This is a genomic window from Sanguibacteroides sp. AM78-02pH3A, from assembly GCF_027666085.1.
GTDB classification, from domain to species: domain Bacteria; phylum Bacteroidota; class Bacteroidia; order Bacteroidales; family Marinifilaceae; genus Gabonibacter; species Gabonibacter massiliensis.
Genome location: NZ_JAQEHX010000003.1, coordinates 78064 through 92099, shown reverse-complemented (window position 1 = coordinate 92099; position 14036 = coordinate 78064). Strand labels below are relative to the sequence as shown.

Below are 14036 nucleotides of genomic sequence, written 5' to 3'. Positions count from 1 at the left end.
GGTTTTTTAATCATTTGAAACCATCGAAGAAATGCTTTATCGGCAAACCTTCCTTACCGTTTTCAACTTACTTTTTGTAAATCATCCGGACAACCTCTCCCGCAATCCCTCTTTCATGCCAGAGAAGCGCCTTGGTATTCAAGTCGTAACAATAAACACATCCTTTGTAATCTCCCGAAGCGGCATCCAATGCCACATAAAGTTTCTCTTCCTCGGGATCGAATACCATCTCTTTAATCACATCCCCGGTTTCTCCCACGGTATAGTCCGAACTTACCGGAAAATTCCCTGCCGATTGATAGTCATAACGATATATTTCATTTCCTTTGGAATAATAAAGCAGAGTCTCCTTTTTACTGGTTAGGAAACAACTACTCTCCGTTATACTCCCTTTCGTATCGGAATACTGGGACAAAACCCGAACATTATCCACTCCGACGTGAGCAACCTTTATCTGCCCCGCATTATCTTTAAAAACAAGAACGTAGTTTTTAGAATTTTGTGCCGGTAATGCAGCCAATAAAACATCACATAAGATATCCTCATAAACCCGCTCAGGTCCCATATATCCCTCGACGAGAAACAATTTACTGGTCCTATCGAAAATAACCGTTTTGGAGGACCAAGTTCCCTCGTAATATATAATATGGTCATCCACATAGGCATCAGGCATCGATCCCCACTTACCCGTCAACGCCTGTTGAAAAGTATTGATATAATTTTCCGTTTTACAATCCATATTCAGAAAACGGCCTCCTCCTACAAAAAAGATTCCGTATTTACCGCGTTCAATCATCCGATCCAACCGGGGTTCCGGATATTTTAAAACATTCTGAACCTCCATCGTTCTGGCATCCACTCTTACCACTTTCACCGGATTCTCGGCAGCGATATAAACGGACGCATAATTGGCATTATAGAGGATAGACTTCGGTTCTTTCCCCAAAGAGACATTCGGACTGTTCAAACGATAGACATGCTTTTGAAAAACCTCACCCTCTTGCATTACGTTACGGAAAGAAACCATCGATTCTCCCCCATATGCACTTAAAAGAGCGATTCCCTCCTCGTAAGGATAAGGAACTTTTAACACGAATTCGTAAAAAACAGCTCCGTCTTCGTTATAAATTTTCAAACGACACGGAAACTCTCCGGCAACATTACAATCATACGACAACGTCTTTTCCGTGGAGACGATTTCGTAATCAATCTGCCACTCATAGGACAAAGACTTCTCCTGATTCTCCTGCTTTACTTCAGGGGCTTCCAGCACAAACCGGCTCATTTTTTCAACAGGATACTCTTTCGGCAATGTTTTCACAAAAGACAAGCGGGAAATGGGCTCTTCTCCCAAATTCGATTCGTCATGAATACAAGAAACCATTGCAAACACACCCAATATGATATATATAAATTTCTTCATAAGTCATCTATTTTAACAGGTAATTACTATTCGTAAGGCCAAACTATTTCAGGAGGAAATACCATACCGTATTCGGGATGCTCCTGGAAATAATAATACATCTCTTTGGCTACACTTATGATTTTTGCACTTCGGAAAAAAAAGTCATCCAACGTAATCGGACCTCCCCACAATTCAATCATCTTCTGGTATTTTTCTTTTTGGAAAATACCCAGACAATAGTCCTGCAATCCGATCCACCAATCCGGTTTTGCCAGAAAATTGCTGAACACGACCACACTTTGTAAACTTTCTTTTACTCCTAATTCGAAATTATCGTTAGGCTCCAATCTTAACACAATATGAAAAGTAGTATCTTTCTCCGAAGGAATATCAGCCCGTATCAACTCCACCGGTACATAAGCCAATACAGAATCTTTTTTTATCAGGATCTCCGTGGGAATAGCAACATACGCCCCTTCGGGAGCGGTCGTCGCCTTTTCGTCAACCGAAACCTTTATACTCATCTCTTTATCCGCGGGTAATCCCAATACCTCCACGGGCACGTTTACCGTATAGGAGGTCAACTCCACGGGCTTATCTCCAAAATTATAGCGTATACTGTCTTTCGGAAAATAAACACGGTACACGTTATCGTAAAAACCGCTATCTCCGTTTTCATTGCATCCGACGACGATCAGGCCCAATGCAATCCCCAAAATACATAATATTGTTTTCATTGCTTATCCGTATTATTGATTTTTAGTCCCGTATTCCAGTTCGTTCTTCGGCCAAGGCAAATTAAAAATAGCAGAAGAAGGTTCTATCTCAAACGCGTTGGTCGCGTTCATAAAAGGCATATGCTCTCGTTTATAAGAGAAAAATACCTGACCTTCTCCCCAAAATTCCTTACATCTCTCCTTTACGAGGGCAGTCCGGAACTCTTTGAACGAAGGTACCTGAGACAAAATCATATCTTTCAATCCTCGGGTCCTTCGAACCGCATTCAAATATTCCAATGCCTTATCTTTATCTTTAGCATAAGTCGCTTCAGCCAAAATATAATACATCTCGGGTAAACGTAATAAAGATATACCCGTAAAGTAATAAGCTTTCTCTTCTTTACTTAATAACCTCGTAAAAACATACTCGTTCGAAAATCCTTTATCCGAAGTGAAAAAAGCGTTAAAACGTTTATCCTTATTATCCGCGGAAACGGATCCGATCTCATAAAAATCATAAACACCTGCTTTTACCCACAAAACACTTCCTTGCCCCAGATCGCTCTGCAAAAAAAGATCATAGTAGATCTGATACAATCGGGAAGTATATAACCCCCACATCAGTTCTTTATTATCTTTATCATACCGTTTTACACCCTCGTATTGAGCTGCATCCGTTAAAGCCAATTCTGTCCGAGCCCCGATTACCTTTTCGGCATAAAACGCCGCACTGTCCAAATCGCCTTTGTAATGAAAAACCCGGGCTTTCAATCCCCAAACCGCATATTGATTACAATGGGAACGACGATTCTGTTGATAAACAGAATTCGCCTTGCTATTCCGGATGGTATTATCGCCGACCAATGCCTCCTGGGCTTTTTGCAAATCACTCAGAACAAGGTCATAACACTCCTTCAACGAATAAACAGGTTTATTTTCCAATCCGAAAATTGCAGCATAGGGAATACCTCCCGCATCGGGATGACGCAAAATATTATCGCTGAATAGTCGCATGATATCGAAATGCAGAAAAGCGCGCAAAGCATAGGCTTCTCCCTTTATCAGAACATAATCTCCGTCTTTAGTGACATCTTCTTTCTCCACGTTTTCAATAACATTATTTACATAGGAAATTACCTCGTAAGCCTTTTCCCAGATATTCCGGATGATTCCCTCTATAAACTGACTTTTATAATCAAACTTCGAAGCAGCCTCGACATCCTGATAAGAACCGAGATATTTGGCGTAAAAAAGCTGCCCGATCTGATCCATAAAACCGTAACTCATCGCCTTCCCGTACAATTCCGGTTTAGCCATAGAAGCATAAATACCATACATGGCATCCCGATATCCCTGAATATCTTCAAACTGTTTTTTCTGTTCCACTATACCTTTGGGTTGTACATCTAAAAAGCTGTCGCATCCGCTTAACAACATTACGGCACAGCATATTACCCATATGATATTGCATATTCCTTCTTTCATAACTCTTATTTTTACCGTTAATACTAAAATGCTGCACTAATCGAGAATTCAAAGCTCCTGGCAAAAGGATAGTCCAATCCCCGTTCTTGTTTTATAGTCGAAATCCGGAACAGATCATTCATCAAAAATTCCACCCTTAACCGACTCAAATACAATTTAGAACAAAACGGGGATGTAAAATCATAAGCAACACTTAAACTCGACATATTCAGATAATATTCATCCCGAATGAAACGACTGGTAATCTCAGGAATAGAAGCATCGGCTATATCCTTGTATTTCACTCTATCCCCCACTTTACTCCATCTACTCTCCAATACCCGGCGATCAGCATTCTTTTTAGGATTAGCCCCCTCTACCCGCGTCACAAGTGTCCGATTATATATCGTCGCACCCAAAGAGTACTGAAACAGCATATTCAATGAAACTCCCTTCCAATTAAGATAGGAATTGAACGTTCCGGACACATCCGGATCCGAATCTCCATAGACCCGCTTGTCCCAATAATCATACACGAAAGTCGGATTTCCTTGCTTATCGATATAGATCTCCATTCCCGTCGCCGGATCGATCCCTCCCGATTTTACGGCCTTTACGGCCGACGTGGATTGTCCCTCTTCGTAAACCGGAGGCGGCATCACCGTTTTTTTTGCATTCAGGGAGTCGTTCATTACATTCAAGGCATTACTGATCTTTTTAATCTTATTCCGGTTATGTTGCATCGTCACAGAAAGTGCCCAATTCCAATTTTTATTTCTCAATACTTCAACCCTGGCTTGTACTTCGATACCGGTATTGGCTATTTTTCCCAAATTCTCCTTCGCCGTGATGGTTCCTACGGAAGGCGCTTTCGCCACATCCAACAACAGATCGTCCGTCAGTTTATAATAGTAATCCACGCTCATATCCAATCGACGTGAAAAAAACACAACATCTAATCCAGCATTGTAGGTTAACGTCCGTTCCCATTTCAAATCGGGATTACCGATCGCCATCGGTACCGCTCCAATACCTTCGCCATAATCCAATTGCGAATCGTACTTATAAGTCGTCATCGCCTGGTAAGGAGAGAACGAAGCATTACCGGTATATCCGATACTTCCCCGCAATTTCAAGCGTTCCGCCCGCAAAGACTGCATAAACTTTTCCTTATGAATGTTCCATCCCGCTCCCACGCTCCAGAAAGGAGCGTAACGTTGTTCCGAGCCGAATTTCGAATTTCCCTCGTAACGAATGGAAGCATCTAAAAAATAACGGTCGTCATAAATCATATTGGCATTCATAAAAACACCCATCGTACGGGAAATATCCTGAGATCCCGACGGCGCTTCCCCCTCCGGGTATTTGGTTGCAAAAGCAGGATGTGCCAATTTGTCTGAAAAAATTCCTATGCCCCTGTACCCGTTCGAATTACTTTCGGTGGATTGAATGGTTCCCCCTGCCAATAAACTTAGTAAAGTACCAGGACCAAACATCTTATTGTATGATAACATCAACCTTCCGGAATAATCCATAGATTTGGTATTGGAAATCTCAATCGAGCCAGACTCCGAAGCCGATTTGCCTTTAAACCGATTTGACAACGGGGAGACAAATACCTCCGTATCGTTTTTACTCTTATTCAACGATAACTGACCTTCTATTCGAAAATCCTTCAGTAATTCTATCTTTATATCCAACACATTATTCAGATAAAACTGTTCACCTTTATTATAGCTTCCCAAAGAAACCTCGTGAAGAGGAATCGGTGCATTAGGATCAATATAGGATAAATCCAGATTTATCGAACCATCCGGCAAATAGGCCCGGTCATAAGGATTCAAAGCCGTCCACTGACTAAATGAACCGTAAGGGGACTCCACGTTATTAACCGAAGTAATCGTCATGATATTAGACACGTATACCTTATCCTGCTTGTTATAAGATAATTTAAAACCGAAAGAATAGCGATCCCTCTTGGACTCTTTCATAACGCCCTGATCACTACCGTAACGGGCGGTCATACTATATCTTACATATTCGTTTCCCCCGGCAATACTAATATTATGATTCTGCGTAAAGGCATTACGTAAAGGCTTGGATTTCCAATCCGTATTTACACCCTCTTTCACCCGCTGGAATTTCTCGTTGTACAATTCGTCCAATTTATATTGTTCCTTTTCCGTATCGATATATAAACGAGCCCGCCGTTCGTATTCCAATTTTTCCGCGGCATTCAACAAATGATAATCACTTAAATCCGGGATAGAAGTGCGAAATGTCCCGCTATAAGAAACTCTCATCTTTCCTTCCTTCAACGGTTTCGTGGTAATCACGACTACTCCTTTCGATGCCTTCGCACCATACAGGGCAGAAGCAGAAGCATCTTTCAACACGGTAACATTCTCCACATCATTGATATCCATATCGAACACGTAATCCAAATTTACCTCCGCCCCGTCCACGATAAAGGTCGGAACATTGGATGAGCCTTCGAAACTACTCCTTCCGCGAATCAAAATCTCCGGACGGGTATTGGGATCCGATCCCCGTTCATTGTTCGCCACGACCTGCATTCCCGGAACAAAAGCCGCCAAACTGGTCAACAAATTTTTGGAACCGGCACTCATCAACTGTTCCCTGCTGATACTGGTAGCGGAACCCGTATAACTATTCTTCGACTTATTACCGAAACCGGTAACAACCACTTCATGCAACTCATCGACCTCCGGCACCATGGTAACCACCATATCGGTAACGAGTGTATCTTTTATAAGACGTTCCTGAGTTTTCATGCCGATAAAAGAGAATACGACCGTTACACTGTCTTTTTTCAAAAAGTTCAAGTCGAATTTACCAGCCGGATCCGTGGCCGTTCCGATCGTCGTTCCTTTCAAGAATACGGTAACTCCAACCATCGGTTCTCCCTTGTCGTCTTTTACCGTACCGGATACTCGCCAACGCTTTGCTTTTTCTTCAGGTTTCGGTGAAATAACGATGATGTTATCCACTATACTATAAGTAAGCGAGGTGTTCCTTAATACCCGGTCCAAAATCTCCGTCACTGTCGCCTCCTTCGCCGAGACGGAAACTTTCCAGCGCATCACCTCGTCATCGTTATAAAAGAATTCGTAATCGGTTTTTTCACCCAGCTCTTTTAATACGGTAAGCAAACTAATCGATTTCTTTTCCATAGAAACCCGTGTTTCTTGGGCCAAACTGCGTGCAGAAGCAGAAAGCATCGTAAACAGCAACAGAAACATACAAAGTTTCATGATCGTACAGATTTTTCTCAGGGCAGTCCCATCACTACCCCTTACGTTTGACTTTTTTTTCATACCTTTGTAAGGTTAAATTGTTTATACTACATCAATTTTTCAATCCATACAGGAGGTGTTCGCTGCACTTCCTGTATTTTATCGTACAATAATGGTCTTATCTTTTACGGAGAAACGAATACTTGTCGTCATCTCCATCATTTTCAACACCCGGTGGATCTCTTCGTATTTCGGGATACTACCCGTGAACCGCTTTTGCTTCATCTCCGGATTGGTAAAAAAGAAACTGACGTCATACCAGCGCGATAACTTGCGGATAACCGCTTCCATATCTTCGCTCTCGAACGAGAAACGCTCCCGCATCCAGGAGGTATATAATTTCGTGTTTACCTTCCGTACCTCTGCCTTTTCTTTCCGTATCAAAACCTGCTCTCCCGGTTTCAGTACGATCTTTTCAGTACTTCCCGGTAAAGAGACTTCGACCCTCCCCTCCACCAATGTGGTATTGCTTTCCTCCTCGTCCGAATAAGTCGTAACATTGAAAGAGGTTCCCAATACGCGTATATTCATTTTATCCGTTTCCACGATAAAAGGCCTTTCCTTATTTTCCGTCACCTTAAAGTAAGCCTCTCCCGTTACCTTTACTTTCCGTTCCTTACCCGTGAAATGAACAGGATAGGTAAATTGGGTTTCACTATTCAACCATATCCGCGTACTATCGTCCAAGGTTATTTTGTACTCCCCTCCCCGCGGAATCCGCAAAGTATGCATCTCCGGTATATTCGATTTTTCAGACAAAGCATATTGCAGCTCACCCTTTTCATCCACCCGGATTTGTTCACCGCTTCCCGTCAACAAAGTAGTGTCTCTCATTCCTTTTAAAACGACCTCCCGTCCATCGCCCAATATCAAAACAGCCTGAGTCTCCCCGGGAACGATAGCCATGACCTCTGCATTCCGTTTAACACTCTCCTTTTTCGAAGGATAGTAAAGTAAACCTATGCCTACCGCCAACAAAACCGCAACAGACGCGGCACTGATCTTCCAAATGACGCCCCTTCTGCTCCTTTTCCTCTCTTGCTCCAAATTCTTTTCAAACTGTTTCCATCGGCCTTCCGTATCAAACGAAGCGTATTGTCCGATCTCCTCTTTCATTCGCTCTTTATCGCATAATTCAGCAAATAAACGTTTATGACTTTCATGCTTATCCATCCATTCCTGCAACTCCATCTTCTCTTCTTCTGAAATAACCTCCCGCAGGTAAGCAACAATCAACTCGTATATCTCTTTTTCTTTTTTCATTTCTTTGCATCTTTTATACACCACAAACACACTTCTTCCGCAAATGGGTGACAACCCCATTAAAAAAAATGAGAACGGTTCTTAAAAATCGAGGTAATCCGAAAAAAACGTTTCCCGGGAGCGTAAAAACAGAACAAACTATATTAACGCAACAATATTTCATTATATTTCAATACGAAAATAAATACCTTCTATTCTATTTCAATTTGGTACCAATGGAAAAATATGTATTTTTGCGACATTCGTTTATAGATAGTAAACAAGAATACATGACTATTATTCCTGAAAACAGATTGACTTCCTTCAGAGAGGGACACGAAGAGACATTTCGCTATTACTACGAGATGTACTACGACTCCCTGTGCATATTCGGTACGCGTATGTTAAAAGAAGAAGAGGTCGCTATCGATATTGTTCAGGATGTTTTTGTCAATCTGTGGAAAGCCAAAGAAACCATCGAATCCGGCTTGCATTTAAAAATGTTTATCTATCAATCCATGCGTCACCGTTGCCTCAATTATATCCGCATTAAAAAGTTAGAAGAAAAATACCAGAACGAATGTAAACTGCTGGCCTCCGAAGAAGGGTTTGCCGATATGGTAGTGGAAGAGGAGGTATATCGCCTGGTGATGAAAGAGATCGACGAATTACCGAGCGAACAGCGAAAAGTAATACTGATGCATCTCGAAGGAAAAAATAACATAGAAATTGCAGAAATTATGCACATTTCCGTGAATACAGTGAGAACCCACAAAGCGCGTGCACGGCAAGCTTTAAAAACTAAACTGAATAATCTCTTCATTATTTCCATCATTTTAGGATTTTAGTTATCCGTACGCCTATAGAAAAAAATTCAAAAAAAATCATTTTCTCTGTCGTCCACCCGGACGACTTCTTTGTATTTAATATGATGCCCCCAATAGGGTCGTTACCATACGAAGAGATGAAAAAAGATTTAAACGAGACCATAGAGGAAAGAATCCGGTTGATAAAACACTACTTGGACGGGACATTAACTCCGGAAGAAGAAAAAGCACTCCGTTGCTGGATTGAGGAGTCTCCTACCCATAGCGAGTTACTCTACCGGATACAAGACAAATCATCATTGCAAAAAAGGTTTCATTTTCGGAAAAAAGAGAACAAAGAGAAGAGTTGGAATACTATCCGGAAAAGGATTTACCAAAAACCAAAACGCAAAATAGTTTTAACGCGATATGCCGCCATTCTGCTTATTGGCGTCTGTTTAGGGATCGGCTATAAGTTCATCATGGAACCGCAAACCAAAGATACAACGATTACCCGGGAAACGGTTATTCCCCCAAAAGGCGGATATAAAGCATTTCTGAAATTAGCCAATGGCGAACACTATGTATTAGACGGTCAAACCGAAATAAACACCCGATTAGACGGTGCGATCATTCAATCGGAAGATCAAGGAATCGTAACCGTTACAAAGGACTCCGGCAGCACGGAAAGAGAAGCGCAAAACAACCAAATCATCGTACCGAAAGGAGGCGAATATAAACTGATCCTCGCAGACGGTACCCGGGTATGGATGAATTCACTTTCAGAATTGGAGTTCCCTTCACGATTCACCGGAAAAGAACGCCGGATCAAATTGAACGGGGAGGCCTATTTCGAGGTCGTGAAAGACAAGGAAAAACCTTTTATCGTGGAAATGGGCGACAACGAGATCAAGGTATTAGGAACAAGCTTCAATATCAACAATTACGACGGAAGCTTCGTGACCACGTTAGTGACGGGTAAGGTTGAAATAGTTATTAAAAAACAGGGATACTTGCTTCATCCTTCCATGCAGCTCCGGGAAGAAAACGGAAAGGTTACGTTATCCGAAGTAGATACAAAAGAATTCGTAGCCTGGAAGGATGGATGGTTTGTATTCAATAAACAACGCCTGGAAGAAGTATTGAACATCTTGTCCCGATGGTACGATGTCGAAATTAATTATAAAACTCCTGAAGTAAAAGATTTACATTTTACCGGGACTATACGTCGCCATAGTGATATCAACGAAATGTTGAATTTTTTGGAAAAAACGGGTGCGATAAAATTTACCATGCAGGGAAGAACCGTGGTAATCTCGAAATAATGACAAAAAAGCTGTTGAAAATTAGGCCTTTCAACAGCTTAAAAAACAACAATGTGTTTAATTTTTAGCAAAACAAATCTATGAAGAAAAATCGACAAATGCGATTTTTAAGGAATCGTATTTTAAAAAAAGCGATGGACATAATGAAATTAACATTTATTCTATTATTTGTTAGTTCGATGCCATTATCCGCCGCTTTGTATTCTCAAAATACCAAAATCTCGCTTCAGGTAAAAGAGAGTTCACTGGAAAAAGTATTTAAACTAATCGAGCAGCAGTCCGATTATCTGTTTGTCTATAATCACGAACAAGTAGAAAACAATAAACGGATTACGGTTGATATCAAAGATATGGAGATCACACAAGTATTGGATATTTGTTTGAAAGGTACGGGTCTATATTACGAATTGATGGACAATACGGTGGTTATTCGCAAACGTCAGCAGGAGGAGAAAAAGAACGTTTCGATACAAGGCAAAGTCACGGATAGAGATTCGATTCCCTTACCCGGGGTAACGGTAAGATTGAAAGGGACAACCATAGGAACGGCTACAGACACGAAAGGAGAATTCAAACTACTGATTCCCAATGACACGTCAAAAATAGTATTATTGTTTACATTTATCGGGATGAAGTCCGTGGAAAAAGTGGCGAAAGAGGGAAAACCGCTTCACGTGATCCTGAAGGAAGAAACCGCTACATTGGATGAAGTGGTGTCTTACGGTTATTACAAAGTAGACAAACGTCATTTAACCAGCTCCGTAACTTCTTTGAAAGCAGTAGACATTGCCGTGGCAGGCATCAACACCGTAGACCAAATGCTGGAAGGTCATGTGCCGGGGATGATTTTTATACGTAATTCGGGACAAGTGGGAGCAACACCCAAGGTTAAGATCAGGGGAACGACCACGATTTTAGGATCCACGGCTCCATTGTGGGTATTGGACGGAATCATCCTAACCGATCCGGTGAATGTCGATCCGGCTTCCGTCAATGATTTGGATTTCGTGAATCTGCTGGGAAATGCCATTTCCGGATTAAACCCGGACGACGTAGACCAGATCGACGTCCTGAAAGACGCATCGGCAACTGCCATTTACGGCCCCAAGGCTTCCAACGGCGTCATCGTCATTACCACGAAAAAAGGTAAGGTCGGCGAACCGTCCATATCTTATTCCGTGTCTGGGACCTACCGGCTTCGTCCCCGTTACACCGACCGCTCGGTAAACGTGATGAACTCTCAAGAACGCATCGCTTATTCCCGGGAGTTGATCAACGCCCAGTTAGCCATCCCGGATTTGAAAAGTTGGGTCGGATATGAATCCGCTTATTATGATTATTGTAACAAGGTGATCACCCACGATGAATTCATCAATTCGGTCCGTGCCATGGAAACAGCAAACACGGACTGGTTGGGCACATTGATGCGAGACACATACTCCCAGAACCACACGTTGAGTCTGTCCGGAGGTACGAACAACATACGTTATTACGCCTCTTTGGGATACATGGATGAATTAGGTAACCTCCGGGGAGAACAGAATAAACGTTATTCGGGTTTGGTCAACTTAAATGTAGATTACAAGCGTTTCTCCTTGCATTTTGGTCTAAATGCCAATTTACAGAAAAAAGAGTATACCCCGAAAGATGTCGGGATGACCGACTACGCTTACAACACTTCACGAAGCGTTTCCCCTTACAACAAAGACGGAAGCTTACTGTATTATCAACGGCTGACAAGCGGGACCAACAACAACGAGGAGCATGCGTTCAATATTATCAACGAATACAAAAACTCCTCGGACGACATCGATACGGATCAAATCGGCCTGAATCTTAATTTAGGGTACAAAGTCCTTCCTTTTTTGAAAGCGGAAGTTGTGTTTGCCTATAACGTATCGCACACGAATGAACAAATTTATTTCGGCGAAGATACCTGGTATATTTCCAATCTACGGCGAAAAGACAGAGAAACCGGAGTAATCTCCAATTTCTCGACTTGTCCGGTGGGGGGAGAATTACAAATCAGCAACACGAAAAACAACAGTTATAGCCTGCGAGCCTCTCTGAATTTCAACAAAATGTTGGACGAAAACCAACGCCATCAGCTAACGGCAAATGTCATCGGAGAATTAAGCTCTTCCAAATACACCGGCTTCAGTATCACCAGACGGGGATACCTCCCAGGACGCGGGATGATATTCGATGCCATCGATATTGAAGGCAACAAATATCCTGACTATAAAAAATGGTTGATGACCCCCAAGGCACTGGGACGCTTGAGCCACAACCTGACCAACTTAGTGGGACTCGTGGGAAGCGTAAGTTACTCTTACGAAAACTCATATATTTTGAATACCAACATGCGAATCGACGCTTCCAACAAATTCGGAGATGCCAGTAACGACCGGCTGCTACCGATCTGGTCCGTATCCGGTCGCTGGAACATGCATGAAAACATTTTAAGCGACGTGAGTTGGCTGAATATGCTTGCCCTTAAAATGTCGTTCGGTTACCAGGGAAACATGTCGGCTCAGGATTCTCCCCGATTAATCATTCAGAGACAAGGAACAAATATATTGTTTAACGAGTATTTTTCTACGATCAACAGATACCCCAACCCGAATTTAAAATGGGAAAAAACATCTACATACAATATCGACTTGGAGTTTTCCTTGTTTCAAAATAAGGTACAAGGCTCTATCGGTTACTATTACCGTAACACGTCGGATGCCTTCTTAAATAAAAAAGTATCGACCGTAAACGGAATTGAGAATTACACGGTCAACGCAGGGCATTTGACCAATCAAGGAGTCGAAGTCACTTTAAATTTAACCCCGGTCAACACGATGGGAACAAACGGCAGTCGCAAAGGATTCATATGGCGTTTCAACCCCAATTTAGGTTCGGTGATCAATCAATTAATAGATAAGGTTACCCCCAAAGATAAGCTAATAGAGGATGAAATAACCTACTCGAATTATTTAGACGGAAGTGTACAAGTTTCCGGACAGCCACTAAACACGTTTTATTCCTACAAATTCAAGGGATTGGATCCCCGTAACGGTGCTCCCCTTTTTTACGGTGCGGATCGATTCGTAACCCGTGAAGGCGAAAAAATCGACATGAAAGAGGTTTACGCGGGTATGGATAAAGAAGAGGTTTACATGACCGTGATGGAACGTTCCGGCTGTCGCGAACCTTTTTTACAGGGGGGAGTTTCCAACTATCTCGGCTGGAGAAATTTAGGTCTCTCCTTCAATTTAGCTTACAGCTTCGGTTCCAAAATCCGGCTATTCAGAATGTATCCTTCAGACGGCAGTATCGTAGGACCGGAAAGAAATCTTCGTAAAGAGCTCACGAAACGTTGGCAACGTTCCGGAGATGAATCACACACGAATATTCCGGGGATATTACCTCATTCCGAATGGTCCAAAACACTCGATCCGTGGTGGAGTAACGAACCCTACAAATTCGCCCGAAACATTTGGGATATGTACGACAATTCAAATACACGGGTCGTATCCGGAAATTATGTAAGACTGCAAAGTGCTTCATTGCGTTATGTCATACCGGATCAATTCTGTAAAAAACTATATCTCAAATCAGCCTATGTCAGCATAAGCGGGACTGATTTATTCACGATATGCAGCCGCAAATTAAAAGGACAGGATCCCTCGCAATCCGGAACGTCGGACTTGATTAACATGTCCGTAAGACCCACTTATTCATTACAATTAAATGTTACATTTTAAGTA

8 protein-coding genes are annotated in these 14036 nt (G+C 42.1%); 3 read left to right on the top strand and 5 right to left on the bottom strand.

All coding sequences use genetic code 11. The features are described 5' to 3' along the window. Positions 1-67: 67 nt before the first annotated feature. The 5 genes from PGR74_RS05340 to PGR74_RS05320 all read right to left on the bottom strand — a co-directional run bounded on the left by PGR74_RS05340 (position 68) and on the right by PGR74_RS05320 (position 8168). On the bottom strand, positions 68-1423 hold the full coding sequence (locus tag PGR74_RS05340; protein ID WP_041505064.1) for a hypothetical protein: 1356 nt from the start codon (positions 1421-1423) through the stop codon (positions 68-70). A 26-nt stretch (positions 1424-1449) separates the two neighbouring features. Then, positions 1450-2142, bottom strand: coding sequence for a DUF4843 domain-containing protein (locus PGR74_RS05335; RefSeq protein WP_041505063.1), 693 nt, complete (start codon positions 2140-2142; stop codon positions 1450-1452). Between the two features lie 12 nt (positions 2143-2154). Then, positions 2155-3609 (bottom strand): RagB/SusD family nutrient uptake outer membrane protein, encoded by a 1455-nt coding sequence (locus PGR74_RS05330; RefSeq protein WP_041504127.1) that lies wholly within the window; start codon positions 3607-3609, stop codon positions 2155-2157. A gap of 23 nt (positions 3610-3632) precedes the next feature. Continuing rightward, the gene (locus PGR74_RS05325) at positions 3633-6926 is read right to left on the bottom strand and encodes a SusC/RagA family TonB-linked outer membrane protein (protein ID WP_236684966.1); all 3294 of its coding nucleotides are present in this window, start codon (positions 6924-6926) and stop codon (positions 3633-3635) included. Positions 6927-7004: 78 nt separating this feature from the next. Beyond that, the gene (locus PGR74_RS05320; protein ID WP_052634772.1) at positions 7005-8168 is read right to left on the bottom strand and encodes a FecR family protein; all 1164 of its coding nucleotides are present in this window, start codon (positions 8166-8168) and stop codon (positions 7005-7007) included. Between the two features lie 215 nt (positions 8169-8383). Between PGR74_RS05320 and PGR74_RS05315 the strand changes: the two genes are divergently transcribed. From PGR74_RS05315 to PGR74_RS05305, 3 genes are all read left to right on the top strand, one after another. Beyond that, positions 8384-8995: an RNA polymerase sigma factor gene (locus PGR74_RS05315; protein WP_236684965.1), complete on the top strand. Its 612-nt coding sequence runs from the start codon at positions 8384-8386 to the stop codon at positions 8993-8995. 116 nt (positions 8996-9111) lie between these two features. Further along, positions 9112-10278 carry a FecR family protein gene (locus PGR74_RS05310; RefSeq protein WP_052634770.1) on the top strand — a complete coding sequence of 389 codons (1167 nt, stop codon included), beginning with the start codon at positions 9112-9114 and terminating at the stop codon, positions 10276-10278. Between the two features lie 143 nt (positions 10279-10421). Beyond that, positions 10422-14033, top strand: coding sequence for a SusC/RagA family TonB-linked outer membrane protein (locus PGR74_RS05305; protein ID WP_236684964.1), 3612 nt, complete (start codon positions 10422-10424; stop codon positions 14031-14033). Positions 14034-14036: the final 3 nt, after the last annotated feature.